Below are 21836 nucleotides of genomic sequence, written 5' to 3' on the forward strand. Positions count from 1 at the left end.
TCGCCGGCACCAAGTTTGCGCGAATGAGGACAAGTGTTATGGGTAAGAATGTCGTAGTCCTGGGCACCCAGTGGGGTGATGAGGGCAAAGGCAAGATCGTTGATCTGCTGACCGAACATGCTGCCGCCGTAGTGCGCTACCAGGGTGGCCACAACGCGGGTCACACGCTGGTGATCGACGGCGAGAAAACCGTCTTGCACCTGATTCCGTCGGGCGTGCTGCGCGAAGGCGTGCAATGCCTGATCGGCAACGGCGTGGTGGTTGCACCTGACGCCCTGCTGCGCGAGATCACCAAGCTGGAAGAGAAAGGCGTACCGGTGCGCGAGCGCCTGCGTATCAGCCCGTCCTGCCCGCTGATCCTGTCCTTCCACGTTGCGCTGGACCAGGCCCGTGAAAAGGCCCGTGGCGAGCTGAAGATCGGTACCACCGGTCGCGGCATCGGCCCGGCTTACGAAGACAAGGTTGCCCGTCGTGGCCTGCGTGTCGGCGACCTGCTGAACATGCCGCGCTTCGAAGACAAGCTGCGTGAACTGGTGGATTACCACAACTTCATGCTGGTCGGTTACTACAAAGAGCCAGCCATCGAATTCGAAAAGACCCTGGCCGAGTGCAAGGAATACGCTGAGCTGCTCAAGCCGCTGATGCTCGACGTGACTGCCGAGCTGCACGACCTGCGTCGTGCCGGCAAGGACATTATGTTCGAAGGCGCGCAAGGTTCGTTGCTCGACATCGACCACGGCACCTACCCGTACGTGACCAGCTCCAACACCACCGCGGGTGGCGTGGCGACCGGTTCGGGCGTTGGTCCGATGTTCCTCGACTACATCCTGGGCATCACCAAGGCCTACACCACTCGCGTCGGTTCCGGCCCGTTCCCGACCGAGCTGTTTGACGAAGTCGGTGCGCACCTGGCCAAGCAAGGTCACGAGTTCGGCGCCACCACTGGTCGCGCCCGTCGTTGCGGCTGGTTTGACGCCGTCATCCTGCGTCGCGCTATCGACGTGAACAGCATTTCGGGCATCTGCCTGACCAAGCTGGACGTACTCGACGGTCTGGAAACCATCAACATCTGCGTTGGCTATAAAGATGCGCAGGGCAATGCTGTTGCGCCGACCGATGCTGACAGCTACGTCGGCCTGCAGCCGGTGTACGAAGAAGTGCCGGGCTGGAGCGAATCGACCGTGGGTGCCAAGACCCTGGAAGAGCTGCCGGCCAATGCTCGTGCCTACATCAAACGCGTTGAAGAGTTGATCGGCGCGCCGATCGACATTATTTCGACGGGTCCGGACCGCAACGAAACCATCGTTCTGCGTCATCCGTTTGCCTGATAAGTCGTTGATGTAAAAAACAAAGGCCCCTTAATCGGGGCCTTTGTCGTTTATGCCTGTTGGACGGCATGACCTTTGCTGTGAATCTGTCTACAAGAGTGCCATCAAATTAATGGCGTCAGAAGTAGAGGGATTTAAAGTGTCAGCCGTTCTCTCACTGTTACAAAGCCGTTTGTTGCGGCCGGTGTTCGTTACCCTTGGTATCGCCCTTTTGGTGCAGGTGTTGGTGGCGGTTGCCCTGACGCGGAGCACGGTCACGGCGCTCGAGGCCGATCTGGCCGTGCGCCTGGGCGCCGACAGCCAGAAGCTCTCCGGTGAGCTGGAGCAGGCCGGGCGTGAAGTCACTTCGAGTCTTGATGCGCTGTCAGCCAGTACTCGTCAGCGCCTGACGGCTGGCCTGTCGGCGCGCCTCAAGGAAGAGCAGGCGCAGCTGCGGGCGACGCTGGAAAAGGATCTCAAGGATTCCGCCAACGACATGGCGCAGTTGCTTGCATCCGTAGCGCCGCGTGCCATGTGGGACAGCGACGTGCCGACGCTCTCGGAGTTCGCTCGTCGCGCCCAGCGCAATCCCAACGTGCTGTTCGTGGTGTATGACGACGCCACCGGCCAGCACCTGACCCGTTATCTCAACCGTGAAAACCCAATCAACAAGGCCTTGCTGGAAAAAGGTCAGGGCGAGCGTGCGCTGGATAAAGTGCTGGATGCGGCGAAGAATGATCCTTCGGTCTACTACCTCGAGGCCTCGATCAATCCCAATGGCGTGGAAATCGGCAAAGTGCTGATGGGCGTATCCACGGCCTCGGTAGAAACCGATCTGGCCGAGCTCGACAAGCGCTTCCTGGCGCTGATTGCCAGCAGCGATCAATTGGTCGGCGACAGCCTCAAAGGCGCAGCGGCGGACAGCGCCAAGGCAATGCAGGCGCGCCTGCAATCGGCGCAGGGCACCGCTGGCGAAATGAAAGCCAACACCGCACAAACCGTTCAAGACGCTGCCGCGACACTGCGCTGGCGTATCGGCCTTGGCCTGGCACTGGTCGGTTGTGGCGTGCTGCTGTTGCTGGCCGTGGTGCTCGGTCATCGTGTGGTCAATCGTCTGAAAATGCTCAATGCGGCGATGGACGATCTGGCAGCGGGCGAGGGCGACCTGACCAAGCGTGTGCAGATCAACAGCAAGGATGAAATCGGCGACATGGCTTCGGCGGTCAATCGCTTTGTGGATAAATTGCAGCCGATCGTACGCGAGGCGGGTGATGTCGCTCAGCGCACTGGCGTGGAAATCGGCGCGATGACTTTGCGCAACGCTGGCGCCGATGCGGCTGCCGGAATGCAGCGCGATGAAGTTGCAGAAAGCCTTCGCGCGCTGTCGCAAATGGCTGACGAAGCGCAGTCGGAAAGTCAGGCGATGCAGGCGGCGCTCAAGCAGGTTGTCGATATTCGTCAGGCCACCGATGAGAACACTCGTACTTCCGCCAAGGTCGGCAGCCTGATCGAAGCGCTGGCCGGGCAGGTCGATACCGGGGCTAAGGTCATCGAGCGACTGGCGCAGCAGAGTGAGCAAATCGAGGTGGTGTTGACGGTGATTCATGGCATCGCTGAACAGACCAACCTGCTGGCGTTGAACGCTGCGATCGAGGCGGCGCGGGCCGGTGAGACCGGGCGTGGATTCGCCGTGGTGGCGGATGAAGTGCGTGCGCTGGCGAGCAAAACGCAGAGCTCGACGGGTGATATTCAAGCGCACATCGTCGCTTTGCAGCAGGGCGCACGTGAGGCGGTCGAGGCGATTGGTCAGGCCGGACGGCAGGCCAGCGAAGGTTTGCTGGTGTTGCGCGACAGTGCGCGGTTGCAGCAGTCGGTGCAGGCTTCGGTTGAGCAGGTGCACGCGGCGATTGGTCTGGCGACACAAGCGGCAGCGCATCAGGCGCAGGGTGCACAGGCAGTGCGTGGGCGAGTCGAGACGATTCATGCACAGGCCGAGAAAGCGGCGCAGGCAGTGGTGGAAACCACGGCCAGTGGCAAGGTGCTGGATGGTCTGGCTGCGCAATTGAAGGCTAGCCTGGGACAATTCCGCGCTTAAGATCAAAAGATCGCAGCCTGCGGCAGCTCCTACAGGGAAACGCAAATTCCGATGTAGGAGCTGCCGAAGGCTGCGATCTTTTAGCGGCTCAGATACATCCGCGTCGTCAGCAGATAAACCGGCAACCCCGAGACCACAATCAACAACGCCGCATAAGGCGCCGCCGCCGCAAACTCGACATTCGCCGTGTGCGCCCAGACTTCGGTCGCCAATGTATTGAGTCCGGTTGGGCTGAGCAGCAACGTTGCCGTCAATTCCTTCATCGCATCAAGAAATACCAGCGCAAACGCTGCGCCCAGTGCCGGGAAAATGATCGGTAAGGTCACCCGGCAAAACGCGGTGAACGACGATGCGCCTAATGTCCGCGCCGCTTCTTCCAGCTGCGGTGCAGCCTTGTTCAGCGCAGTGCGGATCGGCGCCTGCGCCAATGGCAGGAACAGCAGCGCATAGGCGATCAGCAGCAAGCCCGACGTCTGATACAGCACTGGCACGTAATGCAGGGCGAAATACACCAGCGTCAACGCAATCACCAGCCCCGGCAGCGCGTGCAACAGATAAGGCAGGCGTTCGGCCCAGATTGCCAATCGGCCTTTATAGCGCACCACCAGCAACCCGACCGGCACCGCCAGCACCAGGCACAGCGCCGCACCGCCCAATGACAATGCCAGCGATGACAACAGCGCCTCGGTGATCGCCGCTACCGGGAACGCCGCCGATGAGCCGACCGCCAGCCAGTAGGCCAACATGCCCAGCGGAACGCCGCTGCCGATAATCGCCAGCAACAGGCAATACAACTGACCTGCCGCCGCCCATGGCCCAAGCTTCACTTGCTCAGCCTGTCGCGCCGCGCCTTGGCCGGTGCGCACATGCCGGCCCTTGCCACGCACCCGCAGCTCCAGCCACAACAGCAGCAGACACAGCGCCAGCAACACCGCCGAAAGCATCGCGGCGTTGGCATTGCTGAATTCCAGTTCGAATTGCTGGTAGATCGCCGTGGTGAAGGTTTGCAGGCCAATGATCGACAGCGCGCCGAACTCCACCAGCATGTGCAGGGCAATCAGCAGCGAACCGGCCAGCAGTGATGGCCACAGCAGCGGCAGGGTGACGCGGAAAAACACGCCCCAGCGATTCTGTCCCAGCGTGCGGGCGGATTCTTCGAGGGAGGGATCGAGATTGCGCAGGGTTGCCGCAACTGGCAGGAAGATCAGCGGATACTTCGACAGGCTCATCACCAGAATCGCCCCGCCTAGGCCTTCGAATTGCGCGCTGAGCGAGACCCAGGTGAAGCTGCTGACAAACGCCGGCACCGCAAACGGCAGGCACAGGATCACGCCCCACAGGCGCCGCCCTGGCAGATTGCTGCGCTCCAGCAGCCACGCCAGCGACAGACCTATCACGGCGCAGGTAACCGTCACGCCGACCATCAATGCCAAGGTGTTGCGCAGCAGGCCAAACACATACGGGCGCCACAACAGGTGCAGCGCCTCGGCCCATCCGGCCTGCCAGGCTTTCAGTCCGACATAGGCCAGTGGCAGCAGGCTCATGACCACCAGTAGCAATACCGGCAGCACCAGCCAGATTGACGGTCTTTTGCGTCGTGGCACGTAACCCCCGCGCGCGGCGGGGGCCGATAACGATGCTGCCATCAGTTCAGGCCAACTTCGCGTTCCAGTTCCAGCGCTTCTTCAGCGTTGCCCAGATCCGCCGGGGTGACGTTCGGCGCTTCCAGTTCGCTGAACGGCTTGAGGCCGCGATCCGATTCCATGCCTTTGTGCAGCGGGTATTCAGCGGTGGTCTGAGTGATCACGCGCTGACCTTCTTCGCTGGCCATGAAGGCGAGGAATTGCTGGGCTTCTTTTGGATGTTTGCTGGATTTCAGCACGGCAGCACTGGACACGGTGATCAGGCCGCCAGCGTCGCCGCCGGTGAAGTAATGCAGTTTGGAATCGAGCTTGCCTTTCTCGCGTTGCAGGGCGAACCAGTAGTAGTTGTTCACCAGCACGGTAGCGACTTCGCCGTTTTCCACAGCTTTGAGCGCGACCATGTTGTTGCTGTAGGTCTTGCCGAACGCGCGCAGACCGGTCAGCCATTCCTCCGCAGCGTCGCGACCGTGCAGTTTGATGATTGCTACGGCCTGCTCCTGGAAGGCGCCACTGGTCGGGACGAAGCCGACCTTGCCCTGCCACTGCGGCTCGGAAAATTCCATTACCGATTTCGGCAGATCTTTTTCATCGATCAGTTTCGGGTTGAACGCGACCACGCGGACGCGGGCGGTAACGCCAATCCAGGTACCGTTGGCGGCGACGTATTTTTCCGGCAAAACCGCTAGGGTGGCGTCATCGGCCTTGGCCAGCAGACCCAGTTCGCCGAGGTTATTCAGCGGCGGCGACTCTTCGGTGTAGATCACATCGGCGGGCGAGCGGTCGCCTTCTTCGATGATCTGGCTCGCGAGCTGGTTGCTGCTGCCTTTGCGCACGTTGACGTGAATGCCGGTCTTGGCTTCAAAAGCCTTGGCAATCGCGTCGCCGACTTCCTTGTGCTGGCCGTTGTAGAGAGTCAGGGAAACCGCATCGGCAGCCTGGGTGAGGGGAGTGGCGAGTGCCAGGCCGAGGAGGGTGAAGGTCAGGCCTCGGCGCAGGGTATTTCGAAACGTCATTCGCAGGGTTCCTCACTGTCGCATTGCAAAAACTTGCAACAATGATAAACGATATTGTTTCTCAAGTGCGCCTTGTGCGGGGCAAGGTGATCTTGTAGGAGCTGCCGAAGGCTGCGATCTTTTGATTTTGCTTTTGATGATAAAGATACGGGCAACAGCAAGATCAAAAGATCGCAGCCTCGTTGCACTCGTCAGCTCCTACAAGCTCCTACAAGACCTGCGGAAATTCAGGAAGCCAGAAACGCAAAAACCCGCTTTCGCGGGTTTTTGTGAAATCCAAGGCCTGAACCTTGAATTTGAATTGGTGCCCAGAAGAAGACTCGAACTTCCACGACCGTAAGGTCACCAGCACCTGAAGCTGGCGTGTCTACCAATTTCACCATCTGGGCAATCATCGCAAGCGTTGCCGCTGTTGATGTGGCGCACTATACGGAGGCCTTTTTGATCTGTAAACCCCTGATTTGGTTTTAATAAATCAGTGTGAACAAAAGCTTTCCCGCAAATGCAAAAAACCCGCTTTCGCGGGTTTTGTGTGAGTGTTGAAACTGATCTAGTCTCAAACTCGAAATTGGTGCCCAGGAGAAGACTCGAACTTCCACGACCGTAAGGTCACCAGCACCTGAAGCTGGCGTGTCTACCAATTTCACCACCTGGGCATCATCGAAAGCGCTTGTGCGTCGTCGATGGCGCGCACTATACGGAGCGTCTTTTTAACTGTAAACCCCTGCCGCAGAAAAAACTGAATTTTTTTACCAGCGGCGTTCAAAAGCGTATCAGAGCGTTGATACAGGGCCTTGAAAGGTCCTATAGAAGCGGAAATTTCCCGTTTCACGGCGCCTATGCCAAACTAACCCGCATATAGACAAGGTGAAAACTCTCTAATGGCCGATTGGCAGTCCCTCGATCCCGAGGCCGCTCGTGAAGCGGAAAAATACGAAAACCCTATTCCCAGCCGCGAACTGATCCTGGCGCACCTCGCCGATCGGGGTTCGCCTGCTGCCCGCGAGCAACTGGTCGAAGAGTTTGGTCTGACCACAGAAGACCAGATCGAGGCCCTGCGCCGCCGCTTGCGCGCCATGGAGCGCGACGCTCAACTGATCTACACCCGCCGGGGCACTTATGCGCCGGTGGACAAGCTCGACCTGATTCTCGGCCGCATCAGCGGTCACCGTGACGGTTTCGGCTTCCTGGTGCCGGACGACGGCAGCGACGACCTGTTCATGAGCCCGGCGCAAATGCGTCTGGTGTTCGACGGTGACCGCGCGCTGGCCCGGGTTTCCGGGCTCGACCGCCGTGGTCGCCGCGAAGGCGTGATCGTTGAAGTAGTGTCCCGCGCTCACGAAACCATCGTTGGCCGCTACTTCGAAGAGGGCGGTATCGGTTTCGTGGTTGCCGACAATCCGAAGATCCAGCAGGAAGTGCTGGTGACGCCGGGGCGCAACGCCAACGCGCAGATCGGTCAGTTCGTCGAAGTGAAAATCACCCACTGGCCAACGCCGCGCTTCCAGCCGCAAGGCGATGTGGTCGAAGTGGTCGGCAACTACATGGCGCCGGGCATGGAAATCGATGTTGCCCTGCGCACTTACGACATTCCGCACGTCTGGCCTGAAGCGGTTGTGAAAGAAGCCGCCAAGCTCAAGCCGGAAGTTGAAGAAAAAGACAAAGAGAAGCGCATCGATTTGCGCCATCTGCCGTTCGTCACCATCGACGGCGAAGACGCCCGCGACTTCGATGACGCGGTCTACTGCGAAGCCAAACCGGGCAAGCTGCGCCTGTTCTCCGGTGGCTGGAAGTTGTACGTGGCGATCGCCGACGTTTCCAGCTACGTGAAGATCGGCTCGGCCCTGGACAACGAAGCTCAGGTTCGCGGCAACTCGGTGTACTTCCCCGAGCGCGTGATTCCGATGCTGCCGGAGCAACTGTCCAACGGCCTGTGCTCGCTGAACCCGCAAGTCGATCGTCTGGCCATGGTTTGCGAGATGACCATCTCCAAGTCCGGCGAAATGACCGACTACTGCTTCTATGAGGCGGTGATCCATTCCCACGCCCGTCTGACCTACAACAAGGTCAGCGCGATGCTGGAAACGCCGAAGGCGACCGAAGCGCGCAAATTGCGCGGCGAGTACACCGACGTCGTGCCGCACCTCAAGCAGCTCTACGCGTTATACAAGGTGTTGCTGGCAGCTCGTCACGTGCGTGGCGCGATCGATTTCGAAACCCAGGAAACCCGGATCATCTTCGGTTCCGAGCGCAAGATTGCCGAAATCCGTCCGACTGTCCGTAACGATGCGCACAAGCTGATCGAGGAATGCATGCTGGCGGCCAACGTGGCCACTGCCGAATTCCTCAAGAAGCACGAAATTCCTGCGCTGTATCGCGTTCACGCCGGTCCGCCGCCAGAGCGTCTGGAAAAACTGCGCGCGTTCCTTGGTGAGCTTGGTCTGTCCCTGCACAAAGGCAAAGACGGTCCGTCGCCGAAGGATTATCAGGCTTTGCTGGCGAGCATCAAGGATCGTCCGGATTTCCACCTGATCCAGACCGTGATGCTGCGTTCGTTGAGCCAAGCGGTGTACAGCGCTGAAAACGACGGCCACTTCGGCCTGAATTACGAAGCCTATACCCACTTCACCTCGCCGATCCGTCGTTACCCGGACCTGCTCACGCACCGGGCAATTCGCAGCGTGATCCATTCGAAACAGGACACCCCGCACGTTCGTCGTGCCGGTGCGATGACCATTCCGAAAGCGCGCATCTATCCGTACGACGAAGCGGCCTTGGAGCAGCTCGGCGAGCAGTGCTCGATGAGCGAGCGTCGTGCCGACGAGGCGACCCGCGACGTGGTGAACTGGCTCAAGTGCGAGTTCATGAAGGATCGCGTCGGCGAGTCGTTCCCGGGCGTGATTACCGCCGTGACCGGTTTTGGTCTGTTCGTCGAACTGACCGATATCTACGTCGAAGGCCTGGTGCACGTCACTGCGCTGCCGGGTGATTACTACCACTTTGATCCTGTGCATCACCGCTTGGCGGGCGAGCGCACCGGTCGCAGTTTCCGTCTTGGCGACACCGTTGAAGTACGCGTCATGCGCGTCGACCTCGACGAGCGCAAGATCGATTTCGAGATGGCCGAAAAAACCATCAGCGCGCCGATCGGTCGCAAGAAACGTGGCGCCGAAACCGCAGCGCCTGCTGCCAAGGCTGCGGAAGAAAAGGCCCCAGCGAAAACCGCCAGCCGTCGTCCGGCCAAGGAAAAGGTTGCCGAAGCCTATCGCCCGAGCGATGCCGTGGCGAAAAACGCTGAACTGCGCAAAAGCCGTGAATTGAAGAAGGCCTTGCTGGCCGATGCGAAAAACGGTGGTAAAGCGGCGTCCGGGGGAAAGACCGGACGGTCGGCGCCTGACAGGGCGACCGACGGCAAGCCAGCCAAGCCAAGCAAACACCGTAAGGGCCCGCCAAAAGCGGGTTCCGCTCCAGCCAAGAGTGGCGGGGCGCGTAAACCGAAGGCGAAGTCATGAGTCAGTTGGAAAAAATCTACGGCGTTCACGCGGTAGAAGCGTTGCTGCGTCACCATCCCAAGCGCGTCAAGCAGATCTGGCTGGCGGAAAGCCGCAACGATCCGCGCGTGCAGACGCTGGTCGAGCTGGCCAATGAAAACCGTGTTCAGGTCGGCCAGGCCGAGCGCCGCGAAATGGACGCCTGGGTTGAAGGCGTGCACCAGGGCGTGGTCGCGGAAGTCAGCCCGAGTCAGGTCTGGGGCGAGGCAATGCTCGACGAGTTGCTTGATCGCACCGAAGGCGCTCCGCTGCTGCTGGTGCTCGACGGTGTGACCGATCCGCACAACCTCGGCGCCTGCCTGCGTTCGGCCGATGCGGCCGGTGCGCTGGCGGTGATCGTGCCGAAGGACAAGTCGGCCACGCTGACGCCGGTGGTGCGTAAAGTTGCCTGCGGCGCGGCGGAAGTGATTCCGCTGGTGGCCGTGACCAACCTGGCTCGCACTCTGGAAAAACTTCAGCAGCGCGGTTTGTGGGTTGTCGGTACGGCCGGTGAAGCCGAGGTCAGCATTTATGACCAGGACCTCACCGGCCCGACCATTCTGATCATGGGCGCTGAAGGCAAAGGCATGCGCCGCCTGACCCGCGAGCACTGCGACTATCTGGTGAACCTGCCGATGGCCGGCAGTGTCAGCAGCCTCAACGTCTCGGTCGCCACAGGCGTGTGCCTGTTCGAAGCCCAGCGCCAACGGGGCGCGAAGGCCAAGGCTACTGCGAAGAAGTCCTGACCTGCTGCAAATCCCCTGTAGGAGCTGTCGAGTGAAACGAGGCTGCGATCTTTTGATCTTGCTTTGAAAAAATCAAAGTCAAAAGATCGCAGCCTTCGGCAGCTCCTACACGGGTCGCCCGGTGGTTGTTCAAATAATCACCAATTGCCTTGCGCCCCCGCAGTCCCTTCTCTACAATTGCGCCCCTTGCTGTGACGGCAGGCACGCATGTGCCCCGTGCCAGCAAGTCCATAAGTGTCATTCACTCCTTGTCTGACCGTTTTTGAGCGGCAGGCTACAACCCGTAAGGAGCATTCATGCGTCATTACGAAATCATCTTTCTGGTCCACCCGGATCAGAGCGAGCAAGTCGGCGGCATGGTTGAGCGTTACACCAAGCTGATCGAAGAAGACGGCGGCAAAATCCACCGTCTGGAAGACTGGGGCCGTCGTCAACTGGCCTACGCAATCAACAATGTTCACAAGGCTCACTACGTGATGCTGAACGTTGAGTGCACTGGCAAGGCCCTGGCCGAGCTGGAAGACAACTTCCGCTACAACGATGCAGTGATCCGTAACCTGGTCATCCGTCGCGACGAAGCCGTTACCGGCCAGTCCGAGATGCTCAAGGCTGAAGAAAACCGCAGTGAGCGCCGTGAGCGTCGCGACCGTCCTGAGCACGAAGGCGCCGAAGGCACCGACAGTGATGACAGCGACAACAGCGATAACGCTGACGAGTAATCCACGGACCTTATTAAGGAGCCTATCAAATGGCACGTTTCTTCCGTCGTCGTAAATTCTGCCGCTTCACCGCTGAAGACGTGAAAGAGATCGATTACAAAGATCTCAACACTCTGAAAGCCTACGTATCCGAGACCGGCAAAATCGTTCCAAGCCGCATCACCGGTACCAAAGCTCGTTATCAGCGTCAGCTGGCCACCGCTATCAAGCGCGCCCGCTTCCTGGCCCTGCTGGCCTACACCGACAGCCACGGCCGCTGAGACCGGGCAGTCGACAAGTAGCAAAGGATTGAATGCATGCGCGCCTTAGCTGAGTTCATCATGCGAGGCCGAATGCAGGCCACTCTCGTGGTGGCCGGATGTGCAACATTGCCGTTGTTGTATTGGTTGGGTGCTGCCGCCGGGAGCCTTGTGCTGCTGCGGCGCGGATTGACGGACGCCCTGGGCGTTCTGTCACTGGGACTGCTGCCGGCCTTGATCTGGTGGCTGTATGCCGACGACCCACGGGCACTTCTGGTGCTGCTGGGGTCTTCGGGGCTTGCGTTGGTTTTGCGCGCAAGCGAATCCTGGGTCCGCACGCTGCTCGTCAGCGTAGTGATCGGAGTGGTGTTTTCAGTGGTGCTCGGGGTCGCGTTTGCGGCCCAGATCGAGATGCTCGCACAGGCCCTTATAAAGGTCATGCCGGCACTTCTCGGTGAGACCTACAAGCAATTGTCGGTCGATGAGCAGGCGCGTTTTGCGTCCCTGATTGCACCGGTCCTGACCGGACTGATTGCGGCCTTGTTGCAGATCGTCAGCGTGCTGAGCCTGATTGTCGGGCGGCATTGGCAGGCGTTGTTGTACAACCCGGGTGGTTTCGGTCGCGAGTTTCGCGCCATCCGCATCCCGCTGGGGCCGGCGATGTTACTGCTGGCGTTGATGCTTCTGGGCCCGAATCTCGGTGCACAGATGGCCATGTTGACGCCGTTGTGCAGTGTACCGCTGGTGTTCGCCGGGCTGGCCCTGATTCACGGGCTGGTCGGGCAGAAGCGACTGGCCGGTTTCTGGCTGGTGGGGTTGTACGTCACGCTGCTGTTGTTCATGCAGCTGATCTATCCGTTGCTCGTGGTTCTGGCCATTGTCGACAGCCTGATTGATTTTCGCGGTCGTCACGTGTCGAAAGACACCGACAGCGCGAACGGTGAAGGTTAAAAGTTAGAGGATTTTCACATGCAACTGATCCTTCTGGAAAAAATCGCCAACCTGGGCAACCTGGGCGACAAAGTAAACGTTAAGGCCGGTTACGGCCGTAACTACCTGCTGCCTTTCGGCAAGGCTACCGCTGCGACCGCTGCCAACCTGGCTGCGTTCGAAGAGCGTCGCGCCGAGCTGGAAAAAGCCGCCGCAGACCGTAAGGCATCGGCTGAAAGCCGTGCTGCCCAACTGGCCGAGCTGGAAGTGACCATCACTGCCACCGCTGGCGACGAAGGCAAGCTGTTCGGTTCGATCGGTACTCACGACATCGCTGACGCACTGACCGCCTCCGGCGTTGAAGTGCAGAAGAGCGAAGTTCGTCTGCCGAACGGCACCATCCGCAACGTGGGTGAATTCGACGTGGCTGTGCACCTGCACGCCGAAGTTGAAGCCACCGTACGCGTTGTCGTGGTAGCAGCTTAAGCAACACGGATCGGCTGGCGGCTTGTCCGTCAGGCGGTTAACATCGGGCACGATCCTGTTTACAGGTCGTGCCCTTTGTCTTTCTGAATTCCCTGCTTTTCACTAATACTCAAGTGGCCATGAACGATATCTCCGCTCCCGAGCAATACGATCTGCAAACCGCTGCCCTGAAGGTGCCGCCGCATTCCATCGAGGCCGAACAGGCTGTACTCGGTGGTCTGATGCTGGACAACAACGCCTGGGAACGCGTGCTCGATCAAGTCTCCGACGGCGATTTCTATCGACATGACCACCGTTTGATTTTCCGCGCGATCGCCAAACTGGCCGATCAGAACTCGCCGATCGACGTCGTGACCCTTGCCGAGCAATTGGACAAGGAAGGCCAGACGTCGCAAGTCGGCGGCCTTGGTTATCTCGGCGAACTGGCGAAAAATACCCCGTCCGTCGCCAACATCAAGGCCTATGCGCAGATCGTCCGCCAGCGTGCGACGTTGCGCCAACTGATCGGTATCAGCACCGAGATTGCCGACAGCGCCTTCAACCCCGAAGGCCGCACCGCGGAAGAAATCCTCGACGAAGCCGAACGGCAGATCTTCCAGATCGCCGAAGCGCGGCCCAAGACCGGCGGCCCGGTCGGCGTCAATGAGCTGCTGACCAAGGCCATCGATCGCATCGACACGTTGTTCAACACCGCCGACGCCATCACTGGCCTGTCCACTGGCTACACCGACCTCGATGAGAAGACCAGCGGCTTGCAGCCGTCCGACCTGATCATCGTTGCCGGCCGTCCGTCGATGGGTAAGACCACCTTCGCGATGAACCTGGTGGAAAACGCCGTGTTGCGCAGCGAAAAAGCGGTGCTCGTTTACTCGCTCGAGATGCCAGGCGAATCGCTGATCATGCGTATGCTCTCTTCGCTCGGCCGAATCGACCAGACCAAGGTGCGTTCCGGCCAACTCGAAGACGACGACTGGCCGCGCCTGACTTCGGCGGTCAATCTGCTCAACGACCGCAAACTGTTCATCGATGACACCGCTGGTATCAGCCCGTCGGAAATGCGCGCGCGGACCCGGCGTCTGGTGCGTGAGCACGGCGAGGTCGGCCTGATCATGATCGACTACCTGCAACTGATGCAGATTCCCGGTTCCAGCGGTGACAACCGCACCAACGAGATTTCCGAGATCTCGCGATCCCTGAAAGCCCTGGCCAAGGAATTCAACTGCCCGGTAGTTGCCCTGTCGCAGCTCAACCGTTCCCTGGAACAGCGCCCGAACAAACGCCCGGTGAACTCCGACTTGCGCGAATCCGGAGCGATCGAGCAGGACGCCGACGTGATCATGTTCGTTTATCGCGACGAGGTGTATCACCCGGAGACCGAGCACAAGGGCATCGCCGAAATCATCATCGGCAAGCAGCGTAACGGCCCGATCGGTTTCATTCGGCTGGCGTTCATCGGCAAATACACGCGCTTCGAAAACCTCGCGCCGGGCAGTTACAACTTCGACGACGACGAATGACAACTGGCCGGGTCATGCCGGCCAGTTGCACCTATGTTTCAGCGGTTATTCAGTTTCAACTGCTGCCGTTTCGGAATTTTGCATCGCATATTCGCTGAGTTCCTGCCGGCTCAGGGTTGTGATCAACTCCGCTTCCTTGATTGCCAACTCGGCTTGCAGCGACATCGATTGTGCCTTGTAGTCGACGAATGAAAGCTCACTGGCCGAATGCGCATCATCTAGCGTCGCCTGGCGCGTCTGGAAGGGATCGCGTTGTGTTTCAAACTGCGACCGGTACTTGTGCGTGATGAACTCCTGCCAGAACTCTCTGGCCACCAGTGCCTGAAACTCTTCCGGCGAATTATCCTGCGCGATCACCTTTTCATACGCGGCATTCAGTTGTGCCTCCGACACGTCCGCCAATCGGGCGAAGCCCATCCGTTCCGGCTGTCCCGGCAGTTGCAGACGATCCTTCAGGCGAAAGCGATAGAACAGCCGCACTTCGATTTCTTCGGGTACGCGAGGAGGCCCGAACACTCGTGCCTCCTCAGGTGTTCTGGACGCGGCGATGCGGGCTTCACGCTGGGCGATATCCGCTGAGGCAATCTTGTCGACCTCATGCAGACGGAACAGGGCCTTGGACAATGCCGACAGTTGTTTGCCTTGTGCCTCGTCACGGGCCTGGGAGCGGGCCTTGTGCGCGAGGGTCAGCACTTCCAGATTGGTGAACGTGAACGCCGCCCGGTCACAACATGCCGGGTCGCCCGCGCGGTCCAGTACTTCCCGGCGCAAATGTTCGGATTGAGCAGTGTTTTCCGTGATGCTGTCGATCAGGTTCCAGACCCTGCGTTGCAGGTCAGGGTGGCTGGCGGGCTCGCTCAGCAGGCGGTCAATCGTGTTGAACAGCCCATCGGAACCTTGCTCATCGCGCACGGTTTGCCATTGCTGTCGTCTTGTGGCGACTTCGGTGGCTGGCAACCCGACGGTCCAGCGCGTCATGGTGTCCAGCAGGAGGGCCCTGATGTTCGGCATGTTCATGCTCAGCCCTGTGTCGATCAGATTATTCCTGCCACTCATGAACATGCCGGCGGCTGCGAGGCGCCCGGCATATTCGACCAGACGGGCGCGGGACTGGTTGTTCAACTGGTTGAAGCGGATATTGGTTACGTCGTTGACTTGGAACGGCACCGCGTCAAAGACGAAGTCCGGAATTTGCTCAATGCGGTTATTGCTCAGGTTGACGGTGTCCAGGGAGGGCTGTGCGCTGAGGCCGACAGGAAATTCCGAAATGCCTGTGCTAGCCAGATTGACCGAACGCATGTCGGGGATCCGACTGAAGTCCGGGACGATGCCAAGTTGCCGGTTGTTACTCAGCCATAGCGCTCGCAGGGTGGTGCGTTCCGACAGGATCCGTGCCGTATCGACGGTCAGGGATATTTCATTGTGCTGCAGGAACAGCTTGGTCAGCCCGTTCATTTGGCCAATGGCCGGGGGCAGTACGCGCAATTGGTTTTTGGAAAGATCCAGCCAGCGCACGTGCCTGAAACGGGTAAGGAAGCCTTCGGGCGAAGCACTCAAGTGCATATCGCGGAGCTTGACCGAACCCACATGGCTGAAGTCCGCGTCGATATCCGGGAGGCTTGGCAGGTTCAGACCGCTGAGGTCCAGCTCCAGGCCTATACTGGTCCCGTCAAATGCCGTCTGCTGCGGTGTTTCCTGCCGCCAGCAGTTGATGATCCGGTCTCGCGCCGTGGTCCGGTCAGCTCGGTTTTCGGCATTGAGCATGAGTTGGTTGGCAGGAATATAACCTTGACGGTTACCTCCCCCGGAAAATACCCATGCGTCAAGCTGCTGGTTCAAAACCGCGAACTCGCGTTCGAGCTGACTCAGCCTCGTGCCCACGGTGCCAGGCTCGAGGCCCCACAGGTATTTGCGGCAGTCGTTGATGCTTTTGGCTGGATAGAGGCGGTGGTAGCGTTGCGCCCGCGATTTGTCATGGTCGAAGGCTGAAGGGTGGACCGGGGTCATCAACTCCGGATGTGCTGTGTTCAGGCGACGCCAGTAACCTTCGAATTTCCTCACATAGCTGGAGGGAATGCCGGGATTGCTTGTCAATAACGTGACATTGTTGATCCGTGCAACAGCGGCGAGTTGATCGGCGGGCGGGTTGAGGTGGGCCTCGGGAACGTCGGTTAAAAGGTTGCTGCCCAAATCGACGCCAGTCAAAGCGGTCTTGTTCAGCAGTCCGAGCGGCCAGTGGGAGATCTGCGCATGACTCAGGTTCAGCGTGGTCAAGCCTGACATGGCGCTGACGTCCGGCGTTATCTTCAATGGATTGTGCGACAGGTTCAGATGGGTCAATCGGTTCAGGCCAGCGATTGTCGCGACGGCTTGCGCATCCAGTTCAATCTGGTTGGAACCCAGATTCAACCAGGTGAGCGTTTGCATTTGACTGAGCATCGTCGGTGGCTTGTCGAGCGTTGAATTTCCAATGCTCAGGTGCTGCAGATGGCTAAAGCCGGACAGGAAAGTATTGGCAGCCGGCGACCACTCCACCCCGATCAGTGTCAGTTTGCGCACGTGTCCGAAGTCTGCGCTCAGGTCCGGCAGCATGGTTTGTTTGTTGCGTATCCCGACCAGACCGAGGTAATCGAGCGTCAGTGTCGTTTGCGTCTGGTCAAGCCAGCATTGCCTGATCGCCGTCGCAGTCTCGAGTGCCCGTTTGCGTTGGCCGGCGTTGCTCAGCAGTGCACAGGATTGCTTGTAGGCATCAAGGCTCGTGTCCAACTGGGCAAACGCTTCGCTGCGCCGAGTCAGCACCGCGTCTGTATCGTCGCCCAGCCCCATGATGAATTTCTTCGCGCCGGCCACGTCCAGATGCGCATACAGATTTCGCGTCCGGTCAATGACGCCAATGCCTTCCTTGAGCCTGAAAGCGCCTTCCAGAGCGCCAGCGGCCCACTCGGCTTTCCTGGCCTCCGCCTGCAGCCAGAAGCGCTCGAACTTCTGCCAGTAATCGGCGGGGAACGCATTGTTCTCCAGCAGGATGTGACGGTTGATATGGACAATGGCTTCGAACTGGTCGTCCGCTGGGTTCAGATGCTCGGCGGGCACCTCTTGCAGCTTGTTATGGCGCAAGTCGATCTTTTTCAGAGCGGTCAGTCCCTTCAGGCCGGTCGGCCAGCCCTCGATGCCTGTGGCGCAAAGGTCCAGCTCTTGCAAGTTGGACATCGCGCTGAAATCGGGCAACTTGCCCAAAGGGTTTTTCGTCAGGACAAGGACCTCCAGGTTTGCCAGGCTGCCGAGTGCAGCGGCGCTGGCCTCATCAAGCTGGAGCTTGTTGGTGCGCAGATTCAGCTCGGTCAGGTTGTGCATTTGGCTGACGGCTGCCGGCAGTTTTTCCAGGCCCGAGCGGGTAATTTTCAAACTCTGCAGGCCGCTAAAGCCGCTCAAAAAGGTTTCTGCAGCAGGCGACCACGCCACCGAGTCCATTTCCAGAAAACGGACATGGTTGAAATCCGCTCTCAGGGCAGGCAACGGTGCGTGACTGAGGGGAAAGCGCAATTGCGTCGTTTCTTGACTCCAGCAGCGTTTGATTCCGTTAGCGACGGTATTTGCCCAATTGGTGACAGGCCCTTGCGCTGAAGGAACGGTCAGATGCTTGTGTGTCGCTGTCCACGCCTGCAGGTCTTTTTCCAGGTTGCTGTACTCGGTCTCCTTCGTGGTCAGTCCGCCGTCGACGTCGTCACCCAGCGTTCGAAGGAAGGCTGCAACCTGTTGATCGTCGAACGATGGATAGAGTTTTCGTACCCGAGCCTCGGGTCGGCTCGAACGGTGGGTGAACGCGAAGAAGCGCTCTGCCAGACTTCGACGAGCGGACGGATTCCGCTCTGCCCGCCGCATCCCGCCGGCGCCCCCGGTGCTGACACCGACCCAGCCCTCGCGTGGGTCCAGCACAATCGCTTGCGAGCGACCCGGTCGTGAGGCGACATAGTGATTGTCCGCATCGACGGCCACCGGATCTTCGGCTCTGACGATGCGCATCACCTGCGACCAGGGCGTCGAGGCATCGAGATCTTGCAGTACCTGATACGCGTGATTGTCGATCACGGCGTAGAGCTTTCCTTCAAAGCGATGCAGACCGTCGCTGTCGCCTATGGCGCTGCTGAAGTCCAGTGCAGTGCGAAAGTCCTCCAGGCGGGTCGCTGACAGGGCAAACGTGGTTGGCTGCGAGTGCTCGAATGCATGCCACAGCCCGTCGTCGGGGTTTCGCAGCATCGCCGGCCCTGTGGGCGTCAATTCGCTCGCCAGCGTGGCCCGCCAGAGACCGCTCTGCGATTCCTTGCCAACCTGCACTAAGCCGCCATCGGCCAGCTCTACGTACTGGCGGCCCTTGAACAATCTCAAACCCTCGGTATTGGCCGCGGGCAGGCTGGGTGTAAGGGAGAGTCGATAGTGTTCCAGCGATCGGTCGCCGAGATCAACGCTATCCTGTCCTGACCGGGTGGGGTGCACGGTAACGGTCGGAGCCAGACCGATTGCGTCAGCGTCAGCGCTGCCTGTGGTGCTGCCCGGCCGTGGTGGTGTAGTCAGCGTTTCGGCTTCCAAGCCAGGTCGCAGGGTTATGTCAGGGCGTAGCGCGGGTGGATCCACTGGCGTATCCGGCCGCAAATGGACATCGACGGTGGTGTTGCCTTTGGTGGCTATCTTGATTGGCATGTCTTTACATTCCTTGTAGAGGTTGCCTGGCAGCACTCGGCATCCGGTGCTCCCCGGCTGTTCGGCATCATTGCCTGAGAGGTATCACTGACCGGCTCTTGAGGTGAGCCTTGGCTGCTGCTTCGAGCTGGTTGATGGCCCGGGATTGGCGAGGGGAGTAGCGTTCGCGGCCATGTCGAAAACTCTCTGCGCCGTGCGCCCGTCGAAATGTTCGCGCCAGATGGTGACGTGTTCGCGCCCCGCCCGTTCTTCCCGGCGTTGTGAGCTGATGCCCCGCGCGCTTTGCTGGAGGGTTTTCAGATGGGCGCCGCGCACGCTGAAGTTCAGCTCTGGCGTGTCCGGTGCCGGATAATGGAAATGCGCGTGCCAGAGCTCTCTGTCGTCAGTGGCATCTCTGATCGAGTAAAGGTCCAGATACTCGCTGTTCTTGCCCTTGCCTCGGCGTAATCGCTGGTGGGTTTTGCGCACGTTGACCCGCGCGTGATCCATCAGATAAATCAGCCGGTCAACGCACAGAAAGTTTTTGTCCTTGTAGATCCGTATGCGAATGTTTTCGCCCGTGTCGCGCAGGCGTTGACTCTCGTGCCGAAGTCGTTGGATGAGGGCGGGGGCCCGGGCATCGATGGTTTCGAAGCGCTGAAGATCAAAAGCGGTGTCGTCCAGCTCTTTGGCCCGTATTTCGAGCGTTTCGACAATATTGTCGGGATGGTATTTCGACTTTTCCTGATTGACGGCGGTCACCACGCAGGATTCGGATTGCTGCAAATGCCGATTGGCTTCGCTGATCAGCGTGGAAAGCTGTTTGTGCTGCAACGTCTGCAACGTCTGCGCCGGGCGCCATTCGCCGTCTCTGCGCTCATAGATCTGTCCGGGTTGTTTCGGATCAAGCAGGTTTTTGACGCTTATGACTTCCTCACCCCGCGTGGTCCGTCGTGCCTCGCCGAAATGAATTTTATAAACGCCATGCTTTTTTGCGCGAAAGAGTCGCCAGTGTATGGTTTTTGGACCCGTTGCGGCCTGTGGCGGAATGAAGTCAAAGTCAATCGGTTCATGAGCTGTCAGCGCGGTTCTGTCGGGCTGGGCGTGGTAAATATGGGTCAGGCGGTTTTCCAGAGTTTGCTCAAACGCATGGATTTCTGCATTGATTTCATTGCGTGAAGTGGCCTGCAAATCTCCGTCTGGCAGGTCAATCCGTTCATACCGGTCGCGGATAGCGGCGCATTGCTGCGACAGGTCACGTAGCACAGCAGGGTGTGAGGGAGGCGCAAAGGTGTCGAGCGCTCCGTAGACGAAAGTCATCTGACCAAACTGGACGGCCAGTTCAGAGGCCTGAGGGGTATCCCCGCTTGATCGAGGATTGTCCAGCAGCAAGCTTTTGGTCAGGACCCAGGAGGCAACTACGTCATGAGTATCCATCGGTGAAAGAACGTTCTGGCCCAGATCATCTGCCGAAACTTTCCATTTTTTCAGCAGTTTGTCGGCAATGAGCTGACGCTTTTTCATGCGCTCCAGCAATCTGCTGAGGAAAATGACCGTATGTGGCAGCCTTTCCGGGTCGAGATCGAGCAACGGTCCTTCCAGTGCGCGGCGCGACAGGCCACATTCTATGAGTTGCTGGTAGGCGAACATTTGTTCTTTTTGCAGCGCAATCATTTCGTTTCTGTACTGGTCGTCCGTCCTGATGTTCTTGATGACGGACTTTTTGCTCTCATAGTATTCCAGTGCCTTGCCAAGCCGCTTCAGGTCCCTTTCGCTGTGCATTTCGCGATCAACAAGTGCGGTTAATTCACCTGCGGTTTTCCCGGCAGGTTCTGCCTCCAGACCCTTTGCAGTCAGCCATGCGGATATAAGCTTTTGCCGTTTCTTTTGAGCTTTCTGGCTCCCCCGCTTTATTCGCTCCAGTTCAGAAGACACTTCGAAACGCTCCAGGGCGACACTCAGCGGTTCTGTAGTCTTTTTTGGCATGCCCGCTGCACCGTATACGATGGTTCCCTGCCAGCCGTAGCGGGAGTCAAAGGCGATGGGTTCCGATCTGCCGGGGCGCGATGCCACGTATATATTGTTCTCAGCGGTTGCGACCGGATCGTCGGCGCGAACGATGCGCATCACTGCCCTGCGCGGCATTGAAGCTTCGAGATCGTGCAAGACTTGATAGGCGTGATTGTCAATCCGTGCGTACAGCTTGCCGTCAAAACGCAAGAGCCCATCGCTGTCCGGGGCGACCGTGCTGAAATCCAGATCGGTGCGAAACGCTTCCAGTCGCGTGGCGGATAACGGGTAAGTCATTGGCGAAGAGGTTTCGGCCGGTTGCCAGAGACCGAGGTCGGCGTCGAGCTGCAACAGTGGCCCGGACGGATACAATTCGCTGGGCAGCTTCGCCCGGTAACGGCCGGCCGGGTCCAGACCCACCTGCACGGTGCCGCCCTCCGGCACTTTGACATAGTGACGGCCGCGGAAAGTCGAAATGCCCCGGTGGTCGGCGGCAGGGACAACCATGAGCGGATTGATCCAGTAATCCTTCAAAGGGCGTTCGCGCACGGTCGGGTCCGGCCATGAAGCAACTACCGCCCTGACCGATACCGGCGGTGGCAGGGAAATAATGCGATGAAGTCCGGCATCGGTTGCCGTGGGCGCTGGCGGCGTCGGGCGCGTGGGGATTCTCGGCGTCGGCCCGCCGTCGAAGTGCGGCGTGAAACCGGACCTGATTGGCGAGTCATAAAGGCGCGGTGGATGAACCGAGACGGTCGTCGTGCCTCTGCTTGGCGGTTTGGATGGCATTGCCTGTCTTCCTTCAATTTTCACGCCGCGCTACCCCCGATGGGAGTGCGACAGGCGGGCGGCTTCCTTGCCGTTTCGTGCGTCGTGCGTTCAACAAAAACGCGTAATGTGTGGCGGGTTGGCGGCGCGAGAGCA

13 protein-coding genes and 2 tRNA genes are annotated in these 21836 nt (G+C 59.4%); 9 read left to right on the forward strand and 6 right to left on the reverse strand.

The annotated features are described in order from the left end of the window. Positions 1–38: 38 nt before the first annotated feature. The gene (locus tag PS14A_RS01930; RefSeq protein ID WP_016771943.1) at positions 39–1328 is read left to right on the forward strand and encodes an adenylosuccinate synthase; all 1290 of its coding nucleotides are present in this window, start codon (positions 39–41) and stop codon (positions 1326–1328) included. A gap of 139 nt (positions 1329–1467) precedes the next feature. Beyond that, positions 1468–3402, forward strand: a complete 1935-nt coding sequence (locus PS14A_RS01935) for a methyl-accepting chemotaxis protein (RefSeq protein ID WP_110602740.1) — start codon at positions 1468–1470, stop codon at positions 3400–3402. An 80-nt stretch (positions 3403–3482) separates the two neighbouring features. Here the strand turns inward: PS14A_RS01935 and PS14A_RS01940 are convergent, their stop codons facing one another. The 4 genes from PS14A_RS01940 to PS14A_RS01955 all read right to left on the reverse strand — a co-directional run bounded on the left by PS14A_RS01940 (position 3483) and on the right by PS14A_RS01955 (position 6714). Continuing rightward, entirely contained in the window at positions 3483–5048 is a 1566-nt protein-coding gene (locus tag PS14A_RS01940; protein WP_186567376.1) for an iron ABC transporter permease, read from the reverse strand. After that, complete coding sequence (locus PS14A_RS01945; protein ID WP_212615161.1) at positions 5048–6058, reverse strand: extracellular solute-binding protein; 1011 nt, start codon at positions 6056–6058, stop codon at positions 5048–5050. Before PS14A_RS01945 ends, PS14A_RS01940 begins: the two co-directional genes overlap by 1 nt. A gap of 302 nt (positions 6059–6360) precedes the next feature. Further along, positions 6361–6447: transfer RNA gene (locus PS14A_RS01950), tRNA-Leu, on the reverse strand. A gap of 180 nt (positions 6448–6627) precedes the next feature. Further along, positions 6628–6714, reverse strand: a tRNA-Leu gene (locus PS14A_RS01955). 225 nt (positions 6715–6939) lie between these two features. On the opposite strand from PS14A_RS01955, the gene rnr reads away from it, so the two are divergent. From rnr to dnaB, 7 genes are all read left to right on the forward strand, one after another. Beyond that, the gene (gene rnr, locus PS14A_RS01960) at positions 6940–9570 is read left to right on the forward strand and encodes a ribonuclease R (RefSeq protein ID WP_024011371.1); all 2631 of its coding nucleotides are present in this window, start codon (positions 6940–6942) and stop codon (positions 9568–9570) included. After that, entirely contained in the window at positions 9567–10334 is a 768-nt protein-coding gene (rlmB, locus tag PS14A_RS01965; protein ID WP_095180954.1) for a 23S rRNA (guanosine(2251)-2'-O)-methyltransferase RlmB, read from the forward strand. The genes rnr and rlmB overlap by 4 nt, the downstream gene beginning before the upstream one ends. 296 nt (positions 10335–10630) lie before the next feature. Then, complete coding sequence (gene rpsF, locus PS14A_RS01970; RefSeq protein WP_016771938.1) at positions 10631–11053, forward strand: 30S ribosomal protein S6; 423 nt, start codon at positions 10631–10633, stop codon at positions 11051–11053. 29 nt (positions 11054–11082) lie between these two features. Then, positions 11083–11313, forward strand: a complete 231-nt coding sequence (gene rpsR, locus PS14A_RS01975) for a 30S ribosomal protein S18 (protein WP_002551829.1) — start codon at positions 11083–11085, stop codon at positions 11311–11313. 36 nt (positions 11314–11349) lie between these two features. Beyond that, positions 11350–12243, forward strand: a complete 894-nt coding sequence (locus PS14A_RS01980; protein WP_016771937.1) for a hypothetical protein — start codon at positions 11350–11352, stop codon at positions 12241–12243. A gap of 18 nt (positions 12244–12261) precedes the next feature. Beyond that, entirely contained in the window at positions 12262–12708 is a 447-nt protein-coding gene (rplI, locus tag PS14A_RS01985) for a 50S ribosomal protein L9 (RefSeq protein ID WP_003221136.1), read from the forward strand. Between the two features lie 119 nt (positions 12709–12827). Beyond that, positions 12828–14225, forward strand: a complete 1398-nt coding sequence (gene dnaB / locus PS14A_RS01990; RefSeq protein WP_039756905.1) for a replicative DNA helicase — start codon at positions 12828–12830, stop codon at positions 14223–14225. A gap of 45 nt (positions 14226–14270) precedes the next feature. Here the strand turns inward: dnaB and PS14A_RS01995 are convergent, their stop codons facing one another. Both PS14A_RS01995 and PS14A_RS02000 read right to left on the reverse strand, forming a co-directional pair. Then, complete coding sequence (locus PS14A_RS01995; protein ID WP_249121126.1) at positions 14271–18923, reverse strand: NEL-type E3 ubiquitin ligase domain-containing protein; 4653 nt, start codon at positions 18921–18923, stop codon at positions 14271–14273. A gap of 84 nt (positions 18924–19007) precedes the next feature. Next, positions 19008–21701: a hypothetical protein gene (locus PS14A_RS02000; protein ID WP_212615162.1), complete on the reverse strand. Its 2694-nt coding sequence runs from the start codon at positions 21699–21701 to the stop codon at positions 19008–19010. Positions 21702–21836: the final 135 nt, after the last annotated feature.

The sequence above is a fragment of the Pseudomonas sp. 14A genome, assembly GCF_018132745.1.
Taxonomy (GTDB): Bacteria; Pseudomonadota; Gammaproteobacteria; order Pseudomonadales; family Pseudomonadaceae; genus Aquipseudomonas; species Aquipseudomonas mercuritolerans.